The following is a 23,301-nucleotide window of genomic DNA, read 5'->3' on the forward strand; positions in this document are numbered from 1 at the left end:
ATAAATTTATAGTAAGGCACCTAATTAATTTCATTTTAACGAAAATGGAACTATATTACAAGTTATTTTTTCCCTTGGGAAAAGCGATCCTGTATAAGAGCTTTTAAATTGGAGGAAGTCGAGAAACACCGGATCCGGATGTTATGGCCTATAAAACTATAGGGACAGTTCAATTAAAGAAGAACGCCTGATAAAATAAGAATTGGCTTATCCTTTTTGATCGACGAACGTAGTGTGGGGAATTTGATGTGCGGCTTGATAGCGGCGGATCAGGAAACCATCGATTTTGCCTGCATAATCAATAACTGAGAAAAGTTTTGGAGGGCGTTTAATGAGATTCGATTCGAACAAATTATTTTGGCTAAATGAACCCATGAGTTATTCCATTCAGGAAGATGAGGTTGTTATTAGAACGGACCCTGGGACTGACTTTTGGCAGCGCACATACTATGGTTTTAGAAACGATAATGCCCCAGCTTTGTTGTTCAAGATCAATGAACCCTATTTTTCTTTTACTGTTAGAACAGAGTTTGATAGTAAAAATCGTTTTGATCAATGTGGCGTAATTATCTACCATAACAGTGATAATTGGTTCAAGGCTTCAATTGAATACGAAAATGAAGAATATCAACGATTAGGAAGCGTGGTTACGAACAATGGATTTTCAGACTGGGCCACCACGGATATTGCTTCCAATATTAAAAGTATGTTTTACAGGGTTAGCCGCCGTGAGAGTGATTTCTGCATTGAAAATTCATATGATGGTATAGATTATAAACAAATGCGCATCTTTCATTTGTTTGAAGGTAGCGGGGATATTCAACTAGGGATTTATGCATGCAGTCCTGGAAATTCTTCGTTTAAGTCTGTTTTTAGCGAGATGAAGATAACTGAATGCAAGTGGGAAGCACACGAATAATTCACGTGAATGTATGATGCAAATTGGAAAACTGACATTCGCGGCAACGAGGCTATAGGCGAAATCTTAATGGTTTGATGAATTTTTATGAAAAAGCCATAACTTGACACATGAACGGCTTTGAGGATATTATGGATACAATAAGTCTTTGAATGAGGTGTTTATCGTGAGATTTACAAAAGCGACGAATTATGCTCTGCACACCATGCTTGCGCTCGTTGACGCTCCTCCGGTTAAGCCGATAGGCGTTCAGCAGTTAGCGGAGCTGCAAGGTGTTTCGCCAACCTATCTTTCCAAAATTTTAACGAGGCTTGTGAAAGCAGGAATGATCGAGTCCGTTTCCGGAGTCAACGGGGGCTATCGCTTATCCCGCAAAAAAGACGACATTACATTTTTGGATATTATCCACGCTATTGAGGGTTCTGCCTCCTTATTCGAATGTGATTTTGTCCACGGCGAAGAATGCTTGATTCAAGCTGTCATGAAGGAAGCGGAAGAAAAAATGGAGAGCCATCTCAAAAACACGAAGTTAATGGACATTGCGCACAAGCAAACGCAGGTTTAAGGTTGAGCCATTTTATTTTAAAAGCAGGAGTGCGGTTCGCTACCTATAAAAAATTTTTTTGCTTAATCATAGATATAATAAGTCTTTAATAACTGTATAAAAGGAGCTGAGCATATGATTTACGATTGCGCCATTATTGGCGGAGGACCCGCGGGGTTGAATGCAGCCCTCGTGCTTGGAAGGGCCAGGAGAAGAGTGGCTTTGATAGACAACAATCAGCCCAGAAATGCCGTTACGCATGCATCTCACGGTTTTATTACAAGAGACGGCGTAACGCCGGCCGAGTTCCGCCGTGTTGCCTATGAAGAGGTTCGCTCTTATCCGTCTGTCGATCATCTCCAAACGGAGGTCATTTCAGTTCGCACTATCGAATCCGGATTTGAGGTACTTGACTCGTCAGGCCTTAGCCTTCAAGCACGAAAACTAATTTTGGCTACAGGCGTCAAGGAGATATATCCAGAAATAGAAGGTTTTTATCCGCTATACGGGAAAAGCTTGTTCAATTGCCCCTATTGCGATGGCTGGGAACTGCAGGATCAACCGCTTGTCGTTGTTTCCGAACATCCCAACCTGTTTCATACGGCCAAATTACTTCTCAATTGGAGCAAGGACTTGGTTGTCTGTACGAACGGCAAGGCGTCCCTCTCGGATGAGCAAAATAAGCAGCTTCAATCCAAAGAAATCATGGTGGTGGAGCAACCTGTTGCAGCTTTCATTGGCCAGAATGGGCAACTTGAGCATGTTCGCTTTGCAGATGGAACTCAAATTCCAAGGAGTGGCGGCTTTGTGACTCCAAAATTTGTGCAAAGTGTACCGTTCGCAGAACGTTTGGGCTGTGAAAGGACGGAGTCGGGCGGGATTAAGACTGATGGAAAGGGAAGGTCCTCGATACCTGGTTTATATGTTGCCGGAGATTCTTCGTACATGGCGCCATCTCAGGTGGTTTTTGCTGCAGCAGACGGCAGCCGAACCGCTATATGCGTAAATATGGATTTGACGGAGGAAGATTTTTCGCTCCGTTGGTGATTTTATGGGTTAATCGAGGACATAAACAGTCTGTTATATCTCTTAATGGGGAAGGAGCGGATGATGTAATGAATCGTCCGAGTACGGGCGTGCTGATTTAAGGAGGTGATGAAATATCCGTCGATTCATCATCGGCAGGAGAAATTAGAAGATAAGCTGTTCGTTCAGAATTGGTGATAAAAATTATGAATTGGAGGAAGATACGAATGACCATTTGTCACACTACGGATACAACCTTTAAAAGCGATTTGAAAACCGAAGGCTTTACATTAGTTAATTTTTGGGCACCTTGGTGCGGGCCATGCCGGTATTTTGCACCCATACTTGAAACGTTTGATCAGGAATATAGCACAGAAGTTAGGGTTCTCAAAGTCAATGCGGATGAACAACCCAACACTGCCGCGCATTATGGAATTATGAGCCTTCCAACCACGATTCTGTTTAAAGACGGTAATCCGATCAACAAAATAGTTGGAGCTGTTAGTGTCGATAAATTGAAACAGTTCATATCAGATAATACAAATTAATACAAACCTAATGAACAAAATCGACTCGGTTCTAGCGAGCGAAAAGCTCCCAACGAAAGCCGCCGGCCCAATTGACCTGCGGCTTTCGCTAATTTGAGCATTTAAATTTTTGGGGTGGTAAAATGAATGATTTGAAACTAAATACAAAAGAACAACGTTACTCTTTCATCATATTGATATTGTTTTTTGCAGGATTGGCAATTATGTCGAGCTTCTACGTTACAATACCTTTAATCTCCGTACTTTCAAGGGAATTTTCGGTATCAGAAGGGCAAGCAGTATGGGCGAGTAGTATGTTTACGTTATCTTTCGCTGTTGGATGCTTACTGTTTGGACCATTATCAGATCGTTTTGGCCGAAAAAAAATCATGCTTTGGGGATTGGCTGCGTTAACGATTACGACTATCATTCTAGGGTTTCAAAGCAGTTTATCCTCGGTTATTCTTTTCAGAGGAATACAAGGCTTGACTGCGGCTACGTTCTCTCCCGTGGTCCTTCCCTATGTGATGGAATAACGCTACTGATGGTATTCTTTATACCGAACCTACCGGCGAATGGAGTTCGTGTTGCGGCAGCATTCAAACAAATGAGAAAGACGCTGGGTCAAAAATCGCTGTGGTTTGCCTATGTAATCGCATTGGTCATGCTGCTTTCTTTTGTAGGCATGTACACTGCATTGGGGGACTTTTTAAGCAGTTCTCTTTTCGGCTTCTCGAATCAACAGATATTATATGTGCGTTCAATAGGGATCGTAGGGATGTTAATGTCTCTTTTTGCGGGGAGTTTGGTTAGGAGATTTGGCATGATATCCACACTTAGAAGCGCAATAATCCTAGCTGCGACCGGATTGATATTGTTAGGACTTGGAACAAACATGGTGTTCATAATTGTAATGAGCGTTGTATTTGTATCCGGCATTGCAACCGCCATACCTTCATTGGTTTCACTGGTCGGTGAATTAGGGGGATCTGCGAGAAGTGCGGCGATTTCCATTTATACGGTTGTTGTGAATTTAGGTGCTACCATTGGGCCCATCCTAGCCGTTCAGATGCTCGGAACTGGTAATTATGTCATTACTTTTTTAATCTTCGCGGGCTGTTTGCTGCTGGGGCTCCTGGCAACATTATTTGTTAAACGCGTATCCCCAGCGGTTGATGAACTTAATATAGCAAAGAAGAAATCGATAACACCAAATTGAGAATCACCTTTCACCCCAGCATTAATAGTTAGCCCTGGCTTTCCTCACCATCAACCTTTTTCCCTTTGTTTCGTTCCCAGGCTTGAACTCCAAGCCCTCAGACTGTAACGCATTCTAAGGTTAGGCATTGAACGCGGTCCCATACCGTGAAATTGCAAGATCTCCCGTTCGGTAAAGGTTGATAGCTCCTTGCATAGGCAAATAAGTAATCTATAAAATAGAATCTCATTAAAAACAAAAATGACACAGGTATTCTTGTGTCATTTTTATTTATAAATTATCCCAAAACATCGGGTGCGAGGCTAAATCGGAATCTACCAAATAGGGGAAACTCTTCATTTAAAAAGTCATTCACATCGAAATAAGCTATCTATGACTTGGTTTTTGTCTGTTTCTACGGCCTCGTGGACGCACTTCCAGTCTAAATCGTTTATAATTATTAGATAATAGTAGATATTTTATTCTATTAATAATTATAATAGACTATGATAGGGTTATGTTTGAGACAGAGAAGGTGTGTTCACGGGTAGCGCCTTGCTATTGCGGCATCTAAGCAGGGAGCGCTTACTCTTTTTTCAAATATAGAGATAAGGAAGGATATCATGAGCAGCATACAGAAAAAAACGGACGTCATCTTAATTGGAGCCGGAATCATGAGTGCGACTTTGGGGACACTGCTGAAAGAACTAGTTCCGGACTGGGAAATTACGGTATTTGAGAAGTTGGCAAACGCAGGAGAGGAAAGCTCTAACGAATGGAATAACGCGGGAACGGGACATGCTGCATTGTGCGAACTTAACTACACGGCCGAAAAACCGGACGGATCCGTCGATATTAGCAAAGCCGTAAAAGTTAATGAGCAGTTTCAGCTTTCAAGACAGTTTTGGTCTTATCTTGTAAACAACGATCTGATTCGCAATCCGCAGGACTTTATCATGCCAATACCTCATATGAGTTTGGTGCAAGGCGAAAAAAATGTAGCGTTTTTGAAAAAACGTTTTGAAGCGCTGTCATTAAATCCCCTGTTTCAAGGAATGGAGTTTTCCGACGCCCCTGAAAAGCTGGAGGAATGGATTCCGCTTATCATGGAAGGACGTACATCGAATGATCCGTTAGCGGCAACAAAAATAGACTCTGGGACGGATGTCAACTTTGGCGCTTTAACGCGAATGCTATTTGACCACCTAAAGAATAAAAACGTTGAGGTAAACTACAAGCATGGCGTCAAGAATATTAAACGTACCAGCGACGGCTCGTGGGAATTGAAAGTGCATGATATCGATAGCGGAACAGTCGAGTACCATACTGCAAAATTCGTTTTTATCGGCGGCGGGGGCGGAAGTCTGCCTTTGCTGCAAAAAACAGGCATTCCCGAGTCCAAGCATATTGGGGGGTTCCCGGTAAGCGGGCTATTTTTGGTATGCAACAATCCGGAAGTTGCCGCGCAGCATCATGCGAAAGTATACGGTAAAGCCAAGGTTGGTGCTCCTCCCATGTCTGTTCCGCACCTTGATACAAGATATATCGATAACAAAAAGACGTTGCTGTTCGGACCGTTTGCAGGCTTCTCGCCAAAGTTCTTAAAAACGGGTTCTTATTTTGATTTGATAGGTTCCGTAAAACCAAATAATGTGCTCACGATGTTGGCGGCAGGCGTAAAAGAGATGGCATTGACAAAATACCTGATCCAGCAAGTGCTGTTATCGAACGAAAAGCGCATGGAAGAATTGCGCGAGTTTATTCCGAACGCCAAAAGCGAGGATTGGGACATCGTGGTAGCGGGCCAACGCGTGCAAGTCATCAAAGATACGGATGCCGGTAAAGGAACGCTTCAATTTGGCACGGAAGTCGTTAGTGCCGCCGATGGCTCGGTAGCTGCATTGCTCGGTGCTTCTCCGGGTGCTTCTACTGCCGTTCACGTTATGCTTGAAGTATTAGAAAAATGCTTCCCGCAGCATATGAAGGAGTGGGAGCCGAAAATAAAAGAAATGATTCCTTCTTATGGCGTCTCATTAGCGGAAAATCCTGGGCTCTTCCAAGAGATTCATTCTTCAACAGCGCAGGCGCTCGGCCTCATCGAAAAGGTACCGGTCTTAAATTAATTTCTTTGGATGAAAAAGCAAAAAATTGATGTTAACTCAAGGAAATCGACGAAGTCGCCACTTTGGCGACTTTTTTGTATTAGAGGCACCCGACAGTACTTTGCGCCGAGATAGCATGCCATCTCAGCAGTCCGATCCGTAGATCCATCATTAATCACTAGCACATCAACATCTTCAGTATGTACGTAAATATCTTGAATCACTGCCCCAATACTGTTCTCCTCATTATAGGCAGGTATAATGACCAGCTTATTCCTGCGTTCACATTTATCGTCCTTCCAGCTGACACTTGGTTACTTTTTTTACGTCTATGAAGCCTTATCATATGAAGTTGTAAGTTGATCAATAGCGAGAGCAGTATACATAAGCAGGAACACGATAGTCGGATATCCGTACCTCGAAAAAGCTATAAACGGTATATAGATCACAGTAAAATACACGATCGTCAGCAGCACAGGCAACTGGCGTCGCCAGCTGCTTATTCTTCGAGAGAGCGCAATTCCCGCCACGCTTAATCCAATCAACAGCGCTTGAATAACATGCATATCCACTAGACCTATTCCAAGTACAGGGCGCCAGTAATAGGACTCAAAGTAGAGCCCGATCAACTTGCCTATCGTATACCAGCACAAATAAATGAGCGGCTCATGAGTGAAGCCGTATTTCAAAATATCGATTCCTGCGGCCACTGCGCTAGAGTCAGAGCCGTGAAAGATCGTCTCGGGATCATATTGAGGATAGGCGTCAAAAAAGCCCGCAGGCGGCATCAGATTGTAAATACGAGTACCCAGCAGAAACGGGCTGCCACCGGATTCCGTAAACAGAATAAAGCGATCGAACGTGATCATATTGCGTATCCACCATGGGGATAGCAGCATTATGTATGCTATACCCATGATACATGTGAATCGCAGCATCTCTTTCCAAGTGTACTTCTCCTTCCACCATAGAATAAGCAGTACAGCCGGAAATAAAGAAGCATGCGGTTTAAAGTAAGCTGCTGCCGCGGTAAGTACTCCTATTAGCGCATACCAACCCCATCGCTTGGACTGTACGGCGGTTATGAATACACAGACCAACAGCAATAGGACGGTACGAAAGAACGTCTCAGAGAGAATAACGCCTGATGAGAAGTAGTCGGGGGGGTATAGTGCGCTCAGCACACATGCAATAAAGGCGATTCTCGAGTTAAACGCATACCGTGCGATAATGAAGATCAAATACAGAGAGCCTGCTTGAAGCAAGCACTGGAACAGGCGAAAGGCTATAACTCCTCCGCCGTCCTGTCCGAAGATCGCCATGAATCCCGCTAAAATAACGGGAAAACCCGGCATGATGAATGCGGATGGATGCGTTCCTGTATTATAGGCAAGCGTACCTTCGTTCAGCATTAACTTTGCTGTCTGAATATATTTCACGTCATCATTGTTAGGATTGCTCGGATCCCCCAAATAAAAGTAGTCTCCGTAGGATAGAACGATTGTCATGGACATCACCAATACGAAAGCCATAAGTCCATTCAAGATTCGTCTTTCTTTAGGATCCGTTATTACATATGAAAACAAGACAAGTACCTTCTCTCCCGTAGTATTTATCGTTCATTTTGAAGCTATGTACTTGATTCACTTCCTTCGTTAACAGTTGCGCACTCCACCAGAAACAGCAGTGGTTCTAACAATGGTTCGTTTCACCATAAAATGATCTCCTTTCGCAAGTCCTTATAAAGATGAGGGTATCATTTATTGAGAGAAGAGTCCCCCGTCTAAAGGTAAACCCGCGACAAGACTTTAGTCTAGGTAGACAGGATATAATCCTATTATTACCTGGAAGGAGGATAAGTGAAGATGATCTATCGAAAATTAGGTGCCAGCGGCTTATCGGTAAGCGAGATTGCTTTCGGGAATTGGATTACCCACGGTGCCCAAGTGGATAATGATACGGCACTTGCCTGTGTTCGCGCTGCGCTGGACGCGGGGATTACGACCTAAGTGATTTGATTGTTTCAGCACTAGTAAGATTATGGTAATTATAGTAATGTTGACATGAAGTGTGGGAAGAGTACTCCCCCTCCGACAAAACTTGGCTTTAAATCTCTATCCGGCAACGATGGAATAAAGAAAGGAGGTATGCATTCTATTGCCCATGACAAAAGCTGCCCGCTATGATTATGGCGGCGATCAGTGTAAAAAGTTCGAAGAGAGGTGCATGATGTAGAGGGAAAATGATATGGCCTATGAAGCCTTACCACTTTATGTTCGGTACCGTTGTATGGGCTGTCCAAAGATATTATTTATTATTATGGAGGTATCCGTATGTCTGAAATTAAAGCGCCCAGTCTTATGAAAAGGCAACTAAAAATATTCACGTCTTTAACTCTCGCACTTCTTATTTTGGGAATGTCCGGTTTGCCCGTATTTGCGGCAACTCCTGAAAAAACGGTAAACGCTTCTGCGACACTCGCCTACAATCTTAAAGGACTTACTCACAACGTGGCTGTTCAGAAAGCTTATATCGCGGATAAGTATCTTTACGTAACTCAGCGGTCTAAAGGAACATGCTATCTATCAAGATTGCTCATAAACGGAAATGACGCTACGTACGTTGATGAAATGACCGTCACCAACACAGGTCATTGCCAAACCCTGGATATGTATACTTACAATGGCTCAAATTACTTTTACTTTAGTTCAAAAGCAGATCCTTCAACAGATTATTACTGGTCGCTCCAGGTGGCAAGACTTCAATATTCGCCCGGCAAGACTGTGGATTACGCGGATCTTCGCCGGTTCACCTATATGAATTACGCCAATAAGACCGGTGCAAGATTAGGCGAGACATACCGTGTTGATGGCGGCGGCAACAGTACCCATACTGTTTTCCGCGTACAAACGAAAGAAGGAACCGTAACTTGGTCCATTTATGACACGGTAGCGCTCAACAAGCTTCTTGACGGCAATGAACAAGTACGAATGGACAGTGCGGCAGCGGTAAGCGCCTGCGTTACAAGCTTTACGCAGTCGGGAAGTGCTATAGTCAGACCGAACGGATCTTTCCAGGGCGCCGACATGCTCGGCAAAACGGAAATATATACGTCAGGCGGCGCGGAAGGTGAAACTCCGCAGATTGCCATGATGTCAGAAACAGGAGCATACAGAACCCTTGTGAAAATTACAAATGTGGGCAACCATGAAATCGAGGGAGTACAGACCAAGAACGGTAACGTTTATTTTACGATCGTTACAGATCCCGTAAATAAAAAAAATACGCAGAAAGTTTACTACATTCCTGATAGCGTATTTAAATAACCGCCAAACTAGCGACAATCAAGCTCGGCGTAGTTCTCGGAGGACAGAACATGCATGCATGAAAAGTCGCCAAATTGGCGGCTTTTTGTATTATCGGTAATCCGGCTTAACAATTACCGGAATTCAGTCGATATATTATATAAGCTAGATAGGAATTATTCGACATGGGAGGGTTAATATGGATTACTCAATGTTAGGAAAACAATTTATAGGTGGGGAATGGAGAGAGGGCAAGAGCGGTAAAACGCTGTCTGACATCAATCCATATAATGATGAGGTTATCACCGCTTTTCAAATCGCGAGCGTTGCAGACATTGACGATGCTTATCAGGCTGCCTATAAAGCCAAGCTGGAGTGGGACAAGGTTAACCCTTACCATAAACGCGACATCCTGGAGAAAGCTGTTACATATATAGAAGCGAATGAGGAAGAGATAACGTCCATTATTGTTCGGGAACTGGGTGGAACGCGCCTGAAGGCAGCATTCGAGATCGGTCTTGTGAAAAATATGATTAAGGAAGCGGCTACGTTCCCGCTTCGAATGGAAGGTAAGATCCTGCCTTCTACAGAGGATGGCAAGGAGAACCGGCTGTATCGGACCCCCGTCGGCGTGGTTGGGGTTATCAGTCCGTTTAACTTCCCTTTCTTCTTGTCCATGAAATCGGTTGCTCCAGCGCTGGGTGCCGGCAACGGCGTAGTGCTGAAGCCGCATGAGGATTCGCCGATTACGGGCGGAACGCTGATCGGCAAGATTTTCGAAGAAGCGGGCATACCGAAGGGCCTGTTGAATGTTGTGGTGACGGATATCAAGGAGATTGGCGATGCGTTCGTCGAGCATCCGATTCCGAGAATCATTTCCTTCACGGGTTCCACTAAGGTCGGAAGCCATATCGGCCAACTGGCCGTCAAAAACTTCAAAAAGCCGCTGTTGGAGCTCGGCGGTAACAGCGCGTTCATTATTCTGGAGGATGCGGATATCGACTATGCGGTACAAGCGGCGACATTCAGCAGATTCACGCATCAAGGCCAGATCTGTATGTCGGCCAACCGGATTCTTGTGCAGAAGTCCATTTATCAGGAGTTTACAGATAAATACAAAGAGAAGGTCTCGACGCTTACAACAGGCGATCCGAGTGATCCTCAGACCATCATTGGACCCGTCATCAACAACCGTCAAGCAGAGACACTGCAGAATCTGATTGCAAAAGGCATTGAGCAGGGCGCTGTTCCCCTAGTACAAGGTAAGATTACCGGTAGAATGGTAGAGCCTACAGTCCTCGTCAATGTCAAACCGGATATGGTTGTAGCTCAAGAGGAGTTGTTCGGTCCGGTTGTATGCATCATGCCGTTCGAAACGGAAGAGGAAGCCATTGAAATTGCCAACGATACGCGTTTTGGGCTTAGCGGGGCCATTCACACCTCCAATCTTGAGCGCGGTGTAGAAATAGCGAAGAAGGTTCATACTGGCATGATCCATGTGAACGATATCACCATTAACGACGAGCCGATTGTAGCTTTTGGCGGAGAGAAGCAGTCCGGCTTGGGCCGTCTGAATGGGGAATGGAGCTGGATGAATTTACGACGATGAAGTGGATTTCGGTTAATTACGGACAAAGGAAATTCCCGTACTAAGGGCTGGGGGAGAAAGCATGAATAACGTGACTGAAGAGCAAACACAGCATGAGCTGATCAGAGCTTTTGTAAGGGTAGCTCCACTGCTGAAAAATCTCACTCATGATGACATCACCATTGGTATCTATGACACGGAAAAGCTGATCATCAACATTCCGGGCAACACCTTCTCGCTCAATGTCAGCCCGGGCGACCCTCTAATGGAGGGGGATATTGTGACCAATGCGATTCGAAATAATACAACTTTATCGGCGGTCGTTCCGAAAGAGCTGTTTGGTTTTCCGCTTGCTGCACGCGCGATCCCGCTGCATGACGAGCAGGGCAGGGTTATCGGCGGTGTAGGCATGGGTACAAGCCTTGAGAAAGCGAATAAGCTTTTTGAGATGGCCGAAAGTTTTTCCGCTATTGTCGAACAGACGACTGCGTCCATTGGAGAAATCAGCCAATCCGTTTCTCATCTTACCGACCGTGTGAACGACGTAACCAACGAAATGAAAGACGTAAGCTCCAGCGCTCAGCAGATCGGCAAGATTTCCGCGGTTGTTAAGGAGATTTCGGATCAGAGTAACATGTTAGGGCTTAATGCTGCCATTGAAGCAGCAAGAGCAGGAGAAGTGGGGAGAGGCTTTTCCGTCGTAGCCGATGAAATTCGGAAGCTGGCGACGAGCTCTAAAGAAAATGTGGACCAGATCAATGGCATCACCAAAAATATTCAGGAACTTTTGCTCCGGTTAAATCATGCTTTTTCCGATATTTATACGCTAACCGATACCCAGTCAGGGGCCATTCAGGAATTCTCCGCAACGATCCAGGAGATAAGCATAAAAGCAGAGGAATTAGCGCAGGTTGCTGAAGAAACGTTGTTTTCAAAAGAAAACAATCAATAAGAGGCTTGTATGCCGCTCAAAAGACAGGGAAGAAGAAATACGGTTATCATGTATTTCTTCTTTTTATTTGTGGCTTTTTTCCAGTTGAGCATCCGAAGAGCGAGAAACAAAAACGCAAACCTGTCAAGAAGAGTGCTAAGCAGACTTGAGCCATTTCGTTCTGTTACAATAGGGGATAGTGAATGAAATAAAACCTTTATAGAAACGATGTTGATGATGAAAATTGAACTAGGACAACAACAAATCGAATTTCATGTGGAATACGGCCCACGCAAAAAGCTCTCAATCCATATCGACCCTTCGGGACTGATTACGGTAAAGGCGCCGAATCATACAGGTGCTGATGTGGTACTGAGCGCAGTGAGGCAGCATGGGAGCAAGATTTTGAAGCAATTGCAGGCGATTGAGGCAGCTCGCACGGCTCCGAAGGTCAGAGAATACGATGAGGAAGGCAAGTTTCTTCATCTTGGCCAATATTATTCGCTGCATGAGTTAATCGAGACGAATGGGCGAACGGAAGAAGAGCTTCAACGCGATCTGAAGAAGTTCTACTTCGCAAGCTGCAAGAAGGTGATCGGGGAACGTATCAAAATCTATCAGAAGCAGCTGAAGGTCACACCGAAATCCTTCATCATCGAGGAGTCCCGAACGAAGTGGGGCAGCTGCAGCTCGGCTAAACACCTCACCTTCAATTACCGTCTCGCGATGGCGCCCATCGAGGTCATTGACTATGTGGTCATTCATGAGCTCTGTCATCTCTTGCACATGAATCATGATCGATCCTTCTGGCGGCGCGTTGGAAGCGTGATGCCGGATTACAAAGCGAAGGAAGCGTTTCTCGCGAGGTATGGACAAGCCATGACGTTGTAATGCTTTAGAGAACGTTGAGAAGAGGAGGCGTACCATGGACGGGAATAAAACGGGATATGAATCGATCGATCATTATATTTCAACCTTTCCACCGGACATTCAGGAAACACTAGCGTCGATCCGACAGGTCATCCGTGAGGCTGCACCTGAAGCGACGGAGAAGATCAGCTATCAAATGCCGACGTTCGCGCAGCATGGCAATGTAGTGCATTTTGCAGCGTTCAAGCATCATATCGGCTTCTACCCGACGCCTAGCGGGATTGTGGAGTTCAAGCAAGAATTGGCTCCCTATATTGCAGGCAAAGGAACGATACAATTTCCGTTAGACAAGCCTATACCCCACAAATTGATAACCAAGATTGTAAAGTTTAGAGTGGCTGAGAATATCGCCAAAGCGGAACGAAAATCTCCAAAGAAGAAATAATGCAAAATAAATCCATTGTCAAAGCGTACAAGGGATTAAAGGCGTTGAAGGTCATGAACTACCTAACTAGCAATGCGAATGTGAGAGCGAGAAAGCCGCTCTATACAGCAATGAGCGTATAGGCGGCTTTCATATTGATATATGAGTTGTTGGAGGACAAGAAACTAACATTGTTAGCCGAAAAAGTATTGCCTAAACCATGATCCGGCAGCCTTCGTCGTTCGAGTTAGATGTATGTTCAGCTTCACGAACCTGCGGCAAATTAAAGCTTCGGTCTCGCAAAACGTCCGACGATTTCCGTGGACTGCACCACATTCATAAAAGCGTCAGGGTCGGTTTGGACTACCGTTTTTCGGACCGCGGCCAGTTCATAACGGGTGGTTACCGTCATAAGCGTGTAGTTTTTTTGCTCGCTGTAACCGCCCTCCGTATGGATGCATGTTATTCCATGGTGCAGCTTGCGCAGCTGGCAGAGCATCTGATCTTTTTGCTTAGTTATGATGAAGCAGGTGACCTTGATATGCCCGACATGAATCATGTCGACCACTTTTCCCTTTACAAAGGTAGACAGCATGGAGTAAAGCGCAAGGTCCCAGCTCCGGAAAAAGCCAAGTGCCAAAATCACGATACCGTTCAAGAGAAACAGGATGTTTCCCATCGGAACGTCCCGTTTGCGCGTTACGATGGAGCCGAGGATATCGAATCCGCCGGTAGAGCCGCCGACCCGCAGCGAATAGCCGATGCCCGCCGCCGAGATGATGCCGCCGAATACAGCTGCCAGGATGGGGTCTTTAGTAACCTTGATGACTGGAATCAAAGCCATAAACCAGGTGGCGCTGACGACCGAGACGCAGCTAAGGACGATATATCTCCGTCCGACCGCCTTCCATCCCCAGAAGATGAGCGGGACATTCAGCAAAAAATAAACGACGGAAATATTCCACCCGGTTATATAACCAATAATGGAAGCAACCCCGCAACCCCGCCGGATAAAAGCTGATGGGGAATCAGGAACAAATTGAGACCAGCCGCCACTAGCAGGGAAGAGATGAGAATAATGCCAACTTCCTGCAATGGTTTAAGCGAAGCTTTGATCGGATTACTGATGAACGGTAAGGATTGATTTTGACTCATGATCCGGCCTTCTTTTCTCACTTTTTTGGTTATAAATAAATGTTATCGGTATAAATTATCTTTTTTATCGGTACGCCGGACTATGACAAATATTATAGCTGTAGAAATGAATGAAAAAGGCAGAATCAGGCTATATATGGACGCAACTGAAAGACTAGTTTACGTCCGTTATTTCTATGCAGGTTTTCCGAAAGGAATAGGATTTTCATTCGTAATTATCAGCTTAGTGATTATAGAAGCATTGAGCACATATGCTCAAAAGGCCGAATGGGTTGTTATCCCATCGGCCACACGAAATTCCGTTTCGGAGTACGTTAGAAGGCGAAGACTGACTCATGCGGCGTACGATTTGTTTCACTCTAACCTCAGAATCGTGGATATCGCCATCAAATATCGGTTTGAATCTAAGGAAGCCTTCACTCGATCCTTTAAACAGATGTTCTCTATCACGCCGGGAAAATTCCGCAAACAAACGGATATGAAAGATACGCTGTTCCGAACGATGGAGAAGAAGGCTTTGGATGAAGCCGGGTTGAAGCATTTGCACTTAGGGCCATACCCGTTGGAACTGGCCAGAGACGCAGAACCTTTGGAAGAAAGGTTTCCCCTGGTCTTAATCTCTCACGGTACCGGCAGTTCGCCGTTTGTGTACCGGACGCTGGCCCGGCACTTGGCCCGCAACGGCTTTATCGTCGGTATGCCTGAGCATCCGTACAATAACCGAAACGACAACAGCTTGGAAAATACGATAAAGAACCTCATCTACAGACCCAGACACATTCGGATGACTGCCGACTGGATTTTTGAAAATGAGATGTTTAAGGGCAAATTAAAACCCAATGCCGTTTCGATCATCGGGCATTCCATGGGCGGTTACACAGCACTGGCAGCGGCTAGCGGCGTGCCCACTTCGTTTCCGCACGAGGCTCCGGACGGAAAACCGCAACCCATAAAGGTTGCATCGGAGCCTCGAATCCAGTCTCTGGTCCTACTGGCGCCGGCGTCGGTCTGGTTTCGTGCTGAAGGGGCATTGAATGCAGTTACAATTCCCATTCTGATGCTGGATGCAGAGAAAGATCCGTATACGCCTCCTATTCACGCACAGATTATATTGGAGGGCGTTGCCGATCGGAAGAAAGTTCAACATAAAACGATAGAAAACGCCGGGCACTTTTCCTTTTTGAGTCCTTTTCCGGAACCGATGAAAGCCCCTTCATTTCTCCCTTCCCAAGATCCTCCCGGCTTTGATCGCGAGAGTTTTCATGAAAAGCTTCAGTCGGACGTCTTGGATTTTCTGCTTATCCAACATCAGGGGGTTAAGCATAAGAAGTCGCCAATTGGCGGCTTTTTTTGTTTTAACGATATAAGTTCTTGACCAGAGCTGAGGACAGACAAGAACTTGTATCCTTAGCCGATTAGATGATTGGCGTACCGGAGTGCAGGCAGATTTAAGGAATGGTTAAGGTATGGATAAAGATCGGATAAGGATTGGATTAGTATGATGAAACTAAGGCCGTAACCGGATATGCAAATCCGTGTGATGTACGGCAGGCATGATATAAATTACGGAAGGAGCATCAGAATGAAGATTAATAGAGTAATCATAAATCTTCTCATAAGTGCCATCATTTGTATCGCTTTTACTGTTCCCGCCCTTGCCGAGGGCCCGAGTACCGAGCAAACCCCTTCAGGCATACCTTACACCCGACTTGAGCAGGAGATCGATCATTATGTGAATTTGCATATCGGCAAATCCAGCCCGGGCGCGGCTATTGTAGTAACGAGGGGGAACAGGATCATTTTTCCAAAGGGTATGGATACGCAGATGTAGAAAAGCAAACTTCTGTAGACCCTGCAAGCACCGTATTTGATTACGGTTCAATCAACAAGCTTTTTGTGTGGACGTCTGTGATGCAATTGGTAGAGGAAGGGAAGATCAGGCTGGACGAAGATGTCCGGAAGCTTTTTCCCGAATCATTCGCGAAGAAGCTTCGCTACGACAAACCGATCACGATGCTGAATATTATGAGTCATACTGCCGGTTTTGAGCAGCATCCGCTCGCTCTGTTTATCAAGTCTCCGGAGAATATGAAATCCCTGTCCGAGACGTTGTTATCTCCACAACCGGCTCAGATTTACGAGCCGGGTAAAGTGATAGCCTATTCAAACTATGCTACGGCACTGGCGGGATTTGCGGTTGAGAGTTTAAGCGGCAAGCCGTTCTACGAATATGAAATGGAGCGGATTTTGCTCCCCTTGAAGATGAAGAATGCCTCGGGCCATCCGACGCTGCAGGATCGACCGGAATTAATGGATTCGGCAGCTACAGGTTACGGAGCTGCGTCTGATGGCGGATTTGTAGCGAGAGACCGTTACTACGTACCTTTGTATCCTGCCGGAGTCATGAAAGGTACGGCGGAAGATCTGGCCCGCTTCGCTATGGCTTTAACAGCCGATGACAGCCCTCTTTTTGCCCGGCAGCAGACACTGCAAACGATGCTTGCCAAAAGTTACTCGCCGCATAAGGACATCCCTTCCAATGCCCATGGGTTCTGGGAATATAATGCCCATCCCTATGCGATAGGGCATGCCGGAAATACGATGGGCTTCTCCAGCAATCTTGTCGTGGTTCCCGAGGAGCAGCTGGGCATTGTCGTTTTGACGAACGCGGAAGTGGAGCAGAGCATAACCTCGGGGGTCATCAACCTGATCATTAAGAACAAGGAGACGGAGCCGTCGTCGTCCGGCGGCGATTTGCTGTCATCCGCGGATGTGGCGGGGCATTATGTGCTCTCGGGAAACACCTATAGCACCTTTCAGGAGGTTATAAGCTACCTGGGATTAATTAAAATTGAAGCGAAGGGCGAGCATGATCTCATCCTAAATGTGATGGGAATGTCCGGAGAGTACAAGCAGATCAGTCCGAATATTTATAAAGTGGACGGCTCCCGGTTTCCTTCCATCCATAAACTTGCTCCAGTCCTGTATGCTGAAAAAACAGAAGGTAAAATAACGAGGTTAAGCAAAGGAAAGGCAACGGATATCGTACCTGTAAGGAAGGGACGTGCGCTTCCCTTGCTGTATACCCATCTTGTCGTTGCCGTCGTAGCGGTCGCCTTTTTCTTGCTTGCACCAATCGTATTGTTCATCCGCTGGTTTATACAAAAAAGAAAAAAAACGCCGACATCGAATTCATCGAGCCGCTGGTTTGCCGCAATGATATTATGCGGAAGCGCTTTGGCAGTGAACGTAGTACGCATGCTCCTGCTTGCCTTTACAGGTGATACGGAGACCGCCGGTCCGTTGAATTTTGGAATTTCGATAAATGGAATCCTGCTTATTCTCGCTGTCCCGATGCTGATCATTTCTATTTGGAGAGGGAGGAAAGTTCCGTTAAGCAAACAGCAGAAGTGGTTTCGAATACTTTCAACCATGCTTCTTGCAGGTTTTATCATATTGCTGGCCGACTGGAATTTTTACCGCTTCATAAATTAAATGCCTTACGCGATGAATGCACTGTTTCTCCTTGTTCTTTTCCATGATATCTTAAGTATGGGAAAGGACAGGTCCTAGTTTTCGCGGATAAATGGAGAATGAGAATGAAATATGATTGTTTGATTGTAGATGACGAGACTGTTTTGGCAGCAACCACTTGCGAGTATTTAAATATGTTTGATGTCCCGGCGGCTTACGTAACGAGCGCGGAGGAGTGTGAACGTTTTTTGAGGGAACACGAGGTTTCCCTAATCTTGCTGGACATTAATCTGGGCCGGACCTCGGGTTTTGATCTGTGCAAAAGGTTAAGGCAAACCTCGGATATCCCTATCCTGTTTATCAGTGCCCGCTCAAGTGAAGACGATATCCTAATCGCGCTCAACATCGGCGGGGATGATTATATACAAAAGCCTTATACGCTCAGTATTTTGCTGGCGAAAGTTCAAGCCGTGCTCAAAAGATATAAAAAAAACGGCGCTGCGGATTTCCTGGAATTCGGCAGGGTTCAGATGGACATCGTCAAGTCACGAGTTCGTGTAAGTGGTGAAGAGGTCAAGTTCAAGGCTTTGGAATATAAATTGCTTTTGTATCTCGCTCAGAATAAAAACCGGGTGGTTACGAAGGAGGAACTGTTTGCAAAGGTATGGGAAGATTCGTTTACGGGTGACGGAACCCTGAATGTCCATATTCGTCATTTGCGGGAAAAGATTGAAGAGGATCCCAATAGGCCGCAGTATATCATAACCGTATGGGGTAAGGGATACATGCTGGAGGATGGTGGACGTTGAAATCCAAATGCGTGTACCTGACGATGGTTGCGGTTTTTATGGCAGGGCTTCTTGTTTTTGTACGGATGATGGCGACGGAAGTGGATACGGATGTGGATATCGTTATGGTCAACAAGGTGCTGAAGACGGTTGAGAATCACTGGGAGCACGTTGACCAAGGCGATTACGGCGGAATTACGCAGCGTTTTGTCGTTCTGGACCAGAAGGGGGCGGTTCGTTACGAGACTTCGGACGGATTGTTCACGAATGTTTACGATGCTATTAAGAACAGAGGGATCATTCTGGACGTGAAGGCGGAAGGAAAGTTCGTAGGGAAACTGATCCTTTTTGATGATTATGAACAAAGGGTGCAACGCGGCAAGAAACACCTGGTTGTTGTCCTTTTGACGACCTTTGCTGTATTAGCTCTGTTATGCACGCTATATATCATCATGTTGAACCGTTTGGTGATCAGGCCCTTCAAGAAGCTGCAAAGCTTTGCCTTGAATGTGGCCAGAGGAAATTTGGACGTTCCGTTAAGCATGGATAGAAGCAATCTGTTCGGTGCATTTACCGAAAGTTTCGATATCATGCGCGAACAGTTGGCGACCGCCCGCCAAAGAGAATATGAAGCCAACCGCAGCAAAAAGGAACTGGTCGCCAGTCTGAGCCATGACGTAAAAACACCGGTGGCCTCCATCAAAGCGGTTAGCGAGCTGATGCTGCTTCGCCTCGATGATGAGAAGCTGATCAGGCAGCTCCACATGATTCACTCGAAAGCCGAGCAAATCAACGGGCTGGTAACCGATATGTTCCATGCGACGCTTGAGGAGCTAAAGGAACTGAAGGTGAACGTTACCGAGGAGTACAGCAGCGTTCTGGATACGATCATCGCGAATGTCAATTTTGATGATAAGATCACCTTCGACGCCATTCCGAAATGTTTGATTCTTGTCGATGCAACGCGTCTTCAGCAGGTCTTTGATAACATCCTGGGCAACTCTTATAAGTACGCAGGTACCAATGTTCATATTTCCTCATGCATAACTCCCCCTTATTTACATATCGAGATTATGGATTTTGGAAAAGGCATTGAAGAAGATGAATTGCCGCTGCTCTTCAATAAATTCTATCGGGGCCATAACGCCTCGGGGCAAACCGGAGCGGGTCTCGGCCTGTATATATCCCAATACCTCATGCAGAGCATGGGCGGGGATATATCGTGCCATAATCGCGATAACGGTTTTACGGTCAAGCTTCAAATGAAACTGGTCTGACATGGACAGAGGAATGATTCATTGATGAAAAAGGCGATACTCAGAACGGAAAAGCTCTGCAAGACATACTCCACCGGCGGAATTCAACAGCATGTTCTGAAAAATTTGGATATCAGCATAATGGAAGGCGACTTTACCGTCATTATGGGCAGTTCCGGTTCAGGCAAATCGACCCTGCTTTATGCTCTCTCCGGCATGGATAAACCGTCGCTTGGGGAAATCCATTTCGAGGGGCATAAGCTCACCAGCTTGAGCAATGACAAGCTTGCGATTTTTCGGAGGATTCACTGCGGGTTCGTATTTCAGCAAATTTACCTGCTGGATCATATGACCGTACTGGATAATATCCTTGCAAGCGGGCTCCTCGTGAACAAGAACAGGCAGGCCGTAACAGCAAAAGCCAAACAACTGCTGGAAGCGGTGCAATTAAATGAGGAATCATGGGCAAAATTTCCCTCCCAGCTGTCCGGAGGCGAGGCGCAACGAGCCGGAATTGTGCGCGCTTTGATCAACAGTCCGAGGATCGTATTCGCTGATGAGCCGACGGGAGCGCTGAACTCGGCGTCAAGCAACAGCGTGCTCGATGTGATGACTGAGGCCAACCGCAAAGGACAAAGCATTGTGATGGTTACCCATGATCTTAAAACGGCTCTGCGAGGCAACCGGATTCTTTACCTCCGTGACGGTATGATCTGCGGTGACTTGGATCTCGGGGAATACACTCCGGGTTCCAGCCTTGTTCGTCAAGAGAGGCTGAATTTCTTTTTGGCCGAAATGGAGTGGTAGCATGGATATCTTCAAATTGTCCATGGCTAATATGAAAAAGGCGAAGAGCGCGACAATCTCTTTATTTGTCATGATTTTGATTGCGGCTATGCTGTTGAACATGGGTCTGACGGTAATGACTGAAATGGGCCGTTTTTATGAAAACAAGACCAGGCAACTGGATGAGGCTCACCTTAGCATTGCAATGAACAAAGACAGCTTTGAACCGTCGCATGAAGATTTTTTTAGAGCTTATCCCGGTGTGGAAAAGACGAAAACGGAGCAAATCATTTTATTGCCCATGGTCACGATTCGGTATAAAAAAACGGATTTTAGCACCAGTGCCGCGATATTGAACGCGGATCTCAGCCGGACTATAGCGCCTTTGCGACTGATTGAGGAATCCAGGTCTGAATTTGGAAAGAGAATCTATCTGCCTTACGGGTTGAAGATCGACGGGAACTACCGTTTAGGCGATCATTTTAGTCTGACTTATCGAAATAAGACCTATGGTTATCGGGTAGCAGGTTTTTTTGAATCGACGTTAATGGGTTCGACCAGGCTGGGCATGCTGAAGTTTTATTTGCCGGGCGACGACTACAACGAGTTATTTGGGGAACTCGGCTCATCGGCCAGCGGGGTTCTAATGTCGGCAACTTTTAACAACAGCGAACATTCGAGCGAGATGCTCCGTGATTACCATGAAAATTTCTCGTATTCCAACCGTTCGAAGGATGCCGGTTTTTGGAGCGGCGATATAAAGATGGCGAAGGATAGCACCGTGACCGTTTATATGATCGCTATGATTCTGATAGCCTTTGCGGTTGTACTTGTTCTGGTATCGGTCATTGTCATCGATTTTCAGATTTCTAACAGCATTGCCGACGGAATGGTAAACATCGGTGTGCTAAAAGCGCTAGGGTATACCGGTCGGCAAATCATATCCTCGATGGTATTCCAATTTATGCTGGTATCGTTCGCGGGAAGCATTGCAGGCATAATCGCTTCTTATATGGCAATGCCCGCATTTTATGACGTTTTTTCAAATTTGAATAAACTGCTATGGCCGGGCGGGCTTCACCCCGGAACGGATTTGGCCAGTGTTTTGATCGTATGCCTGCTGGTGCTTATCGTAGCTTTGCTTTCATCCATACGGATTCGTCGGCTGCACCCTATCGCTGCCTTGCGAGGAGGGATTGCGACCCATAGTTTCAAGCGGAATTGGTTTCCGATGGATAAGGCCAGAGGCGGCCTGCAATTTGTACTCGGATGTAAAAATCTGATTCATAATCTAAAGCTTAATATAATGACCGCCGGTATTATTGCCTCGATTACCTTTGCCTCTGTTTTTCCGGTGGTGTTGTACTACAATATGGCTCAGGATAAAACGGATTTTTTTCTAATGATCGGTACCGAGACCCCTGATATCGGAATTCAGGTTGCAGCCGGAATGGATAGCGGGTCATTGCTTCGTGAATTAGAGCAGATGGAAGGCGTAGAAAAGGCGATCATTCAGGATACTCTCACAACGATGATCGACGGCCAGATGGTGACTGCGGAGTTTTCGGACGATTTCAAAAAAATGAACACGAATAAGATCTTCAAGGGCCGCTATCCGGAGTTTGACAATGAAATTGCGATTTCCGGAAGATTAGCCAGGCGGCTCGATAAAGTCGTTGGCGATATGATTCGCGTGGGGACGGGCAAGAACACGCATGATTATCTGATTACCGGATTGAGTCAAGAAATTCGCTCGGCCTTGGCCGGAGTATCCTTGACCCCGGATGGGGCGGAGCGCGTGATTGACAGTCACAAAGGGATGTCAATAAATGTCTATCTGGATGATCCCGGCGAGACGGATATGGTAAGCAGGATTGAGGATGAATATGGAAACAGGATTCAAGCCATTACGGACGTAAAGGAATCGTTAAAGAGTCAAAGCGCGGATATCACTTTTGCCATTTTCTCGCTCATGACCAGTATTCTCGTAATCACTCTTCTGATCTTATTCCTGATTCTGTATCTGGCCGTTAATACGATCATCCGCAAACGGAAGAGAGAATTAGGCGTGTTGAGAGCGATTGGCTATACCACCTTCCAGCTGAGGACGCAGATTGCCTTGGGCTTTATGCCGGTTGTCGTCCTCGGCGTAATGGTCGGCGGAGTGTTCGGTTCCCGATACTTTAATTCTGTGCTGAAGTTGATGCTTTTTGATTCCGGAGCCGCCAACATGAAACTTATTGTGAATCTTCCTCTGGTAATAATATTATGCGTTGCAGTCATTTTAGTATCCTATGTGATCTCGATGCTGGTATCGCGCAGGATGAAGCGGATCACTCCGCACGGCTTGATAACCGAATAGAAAAAATTGATGATCCGCAGCCGCTGCGGGTCTTTTTTTATATTCA

General features: G+C 45.8%; 21 protein-coding genes and 3 pseudogenes. 20 read left to right on the plus strand and 4 right to left on the minus strand.

Annotated features, from left to right (window positions below; translation table 11 throughout):
* Positions 1-331 precede the first annotated feature (331 nt).
* The 7 genes from XI25_RS00960 to XI25_RS00985 all read left to right on the plus strand — a co-directional run bounded on the left by XI25_RS00960 (position 332) and on the right by XI25_RS00985 (position 6,337).
* Positions 332-919, plus strand: a complete 588-nt coding sequence (locus tag XI25_RS00960; protein WP_046676947.1) for a DUF1349 domain-containing protein — start codon at positions 332-334, stop codon at positions 917-919.
* 166 nt (positions 920-1,085) lie between these two features.
* Positions 1,086-1,484, plus strand: coding sequence for an Rrf2 family transcriptional regulator (locus tag XI25_RS00965; protein WP_046677071.1), 399 nt, complete (start codon positions 1,086-1,088; stop codon positions 1,482-1,484).
* 114 nt (positions 1,485-1,598) lie between these two features.
* A complete protein-coding gene (locus XI25_RS00970) occupies positions 1,599-2,510 on the plus strand; it encodes an NAD(P)/FAD-dependent oxidoreductase (protein WP_046676948.1) in 912 nt (303 codons plus the stop codon).
* Between the two features lie 206 nt (positions 2,511-2,716).
* Positions 2,717-3,037, plus strand: coding sequence for a thioredoxin (trxA, locus tag XI25_RS00975; RefSeq protein ID WP_046676949.1), 321 nt, complete (start codon positions 2,717-2,719; stop codon positions 3,035-3,037).
* Between the two features lie 122 nt (positions 3,038-3,159).
* Positions 3,160-3,552 (plus strand): MFS transporter, encoded by a 393-nt coding sequence (locus XI25_RS33605; RefSeq protein WP_052759400.1) that lies wholly within the window; start codon positions 3,160-3,162, stop codon positions 3,550-3,552.
* Positions 3,553-3,623: 71 nt separating this feature from the next.
* Positions 3,624-4,235: a hypothetical protein gene (locus XI25_RS33610; protein WP_200901332.1), complete on the plus strand. Its 612-nt coding sequence runs from the start codon at positions 3,624-3,626 to the stop codon at positions 4,233-4,235.
* Positions 4,236-4,774: 539 nt separating this feature from the next.
* Complete coding sequence (locus XI25_RS00985) at positions 4,775-6,337, plus strand: malate:quinone oxidoreductase (RefSeq protein ID WP_268794446.1); 1,563 nt, start codon at positions 4,775-4,777, stop codon at positions 6,335-6,337.
* Here the strand turns inward: XI25_RS00985 and XI25_RS00990 are convergent.
* Positions 6,334-6,585 carry a glycosyltransferase gene (locus XI25_RS00990; RefSeq protein ID WP_082112160.1) on the minus strand — a complete coding sequence of 84 codons (252 nt, stop codon included), beginning with the start codon at positions 6,583-6,585 and terminating at the stop codon, positions 6,334-6,336. The two genes, XI25_RS00985 and XI25_RS00990, sit on opposite strands and share 4 nt — an antisense overlap.
* A gap of 60 nt (positions 6,586-6,645) precedes the next feature.
* Positions 6,646-7,902 carry an ArnT family glycosyltransferase gene (locus tag XI25_RS00995; RefSeq protein WP_235439604.1) on the minus strand — a complete coding sequence of 419 codons (1,257 nt, stop codon included), beginning with the start codon at positions 7,900-7,902 and terminating at the stop codon, positions 6,646-6,648.
* Between the two features lie 279 nt (positions 7,903-8,181).
* Between XI25_RS00995 and XI25_RS32710 the strand changes: the two are divergent.
* The 6 genes and pseudogenes from XI25_RS32710 to XI25_RS01020 all read left to right on the plus strand — a co-directional run.
* Positions 8,182-8,322, plus strand: a pseudogene (locus tag XI25_RS32710) (aldo/keto reductase); the annotation flags it as partial.
* A gap of 327 nt (positions 8,323-8,649) precedes the next feature.
* Positions 8,650-9,642, plus strand: a complete 993-nt coding sequence (locus tag XI25_RS01000) for a helveticin J family class III bacteriocin (protein ID WP_046676952.1) — start codon at positions 8,650-8,652, stop codon at positions 9,640-9,642.
* A gap of 178 nt (positions 9,643-9,820) precedes the next feature.
* Positions 9,821-11,274, plus strand: a pseudogene (locus XI25_RS01005) (aldehyde dehydrogenase family protein).
* 17 nt (positions 11,275-11,291) lie between these two features.
* The gene (locus XI25_RS01010; protein ID WP_046676953.1) at positions 11,292-12,161 is read left to right on the plus strand and encodes a methyl-accepting chemotaxis protein; all 870 of its coding nucleotides are present in this window, start codon (positions 11,292-11,294) and stop codon (positions 12,159-12,161) included.
* 216 nt (positions 12,162-12,377) lie between these two features.
* Positions 12,378-13,031 (plus strand): M48 family metallopeptidase, encoded by a 654-nt coding sequence (locus tag XI25_RS01015; RefSeq protein ID WP_046677073.1) that lies wholly within the window; start codon positions 12,378-12,380, stop codon positions 13,029-13,031.
* 34 nt (positions 13,032-13,065) lie between these two features.
* The gene (locus XI25_RS01020) at positions 13,066-13,455 is read left to right on the plus strand and encodes an iron chaperone (protein WP_046676954.1); all 390 of its coding nucleotides are present in this window, start codon (positions 13,066-13,068) and stop codon (positions 13,453-13,455) included.
* Between the two features lie 262 nt (positions 13,456-13,717).
* On the opposite strand, the gene XI25_RS36670 is transcribed toward XI25_RS01020, so the two are convergent.
* Positions 13,718-13,993, minus strand: a complete 276-nt coding sequence (locus XI25_RS36670) for a DUF2179 domain-containing protein (protein ID WP_442950347.1) — start codon at positions 13,991-13,993, stop codon at positions 13,718-13,720.
* A pseudogene (locus XI25_RS01025) lies at positions 13,991-14,589 on the minus strand (YitT family protein); the annotation flags it as partial. The gene XI25_RS36670 and the pseudogene XI25_RS01025, both read right to left, overlap by 3 nt.
* Between XI25_RS01025 and XI25_RS36675 the strand changes: the two are divergent.
* The 7 genes from XI25_RS36675 to XI25_RS01055 all read left to right on the plus strand — a co-directional run bounded on the left by XI25_RS36675 (position 14,588) and on the right by XI25_RS01055 (position 23,255).
* Positions 14,588-15,964, plus strand: coding sequence for an alpha/beta fold hydrolase (locus XI25_RS36675; RefSeq protein ID WP_200901334.1), 1,377 nt, complete (start codon positions 14,588-14,590; stop codon positions 15,962-15,964). The pseudogene XI25_RS01025 and the gene XI25_RS36675 overlap by 2 nt on opposite strands.
* Positions 15,965-16,171: 207 nt before the next feature.
* Entirely contained in the window at positions 16,172-16,420 is a 249-nt protein-coding gene (locus XI25_RS33955) for a hypothetical protein (RefSeq protein ID WP_235439605.1), read from the plus strand.
* Positions 16,342-18,084: a serine hydrolase domain-containing protein gene (locus XI25_RS01035; protein ID WP_235439615.1), complete on the plus strand. Its 1,743-nt coding sequence runs from the start codon at positions 16,342-16,344 to the stop codon at positions 18,082-18,084. The genes XI25_RS33955 and XI25_RS01035 overlap by 79 nt, the downstream gene beginning before the upstream one ends.
* 104 nt (positions 18,085-18,188) lie before the next feature.
* Positions 18,189-18,872: a response regulator transcription factor gene (locus XI25_RS01040; RefSeq protein WP_046676955.1), complete on the plus strand. Its 684-nt coding sequence runs from the start codon at positions 18,189-18,191 to the stop codon at positions 18,870-18,872.
* Positions 18,869-20,128, plus strand: coding sequence for a HAMP domain-containing sensor histidine kinase (locus XI25_RS01045; RefSeq protein WP_052759402.1), 1,260 nt, complete (start codon positions 18,869-18,871; stop codon positions 20,126-20,128). The genes XI25_RS01040 and XI25_RS01045 overlap by 4 nt, the downstream gene beginning before the upstream one ends.
* 24 nt (positions 20,129-20,152) lie before the next feature.
* Complete coding sequence (locus tag XI25_RS01050; RefSeq protein ID WP_046676956.1) at positions 20,153-20,914, plus strand: ABC transporter ATP-binding protein; 762 nt, start codon at positions 20,153-20,155, stop codon at positions 20,912-20,914.
* 1 nt (position 20,915) lies between these two features.
* Positions 20,916-23,255: an ABC transporter permease gene (locus XI25_RS01055; protein WP_046676957.1), complete on the plus strand. Its 2,340-nt coding sequence runs from the start codon at positions 20,916-20,918 to the stop codon at positions 23,253-23,255.
* Positions 23,256-23,301 lie beyond the last annotated feature (46 nt).

Origin of the sequence: Paenibacillus sp. DMB20, from assembly GCF_000987955.1 — a bacterium.
GTDB lineage: Bacteria > Bacillota > Bacilli > Paenibacillales > Paenibacillaceae > Paenibacillus_AQ.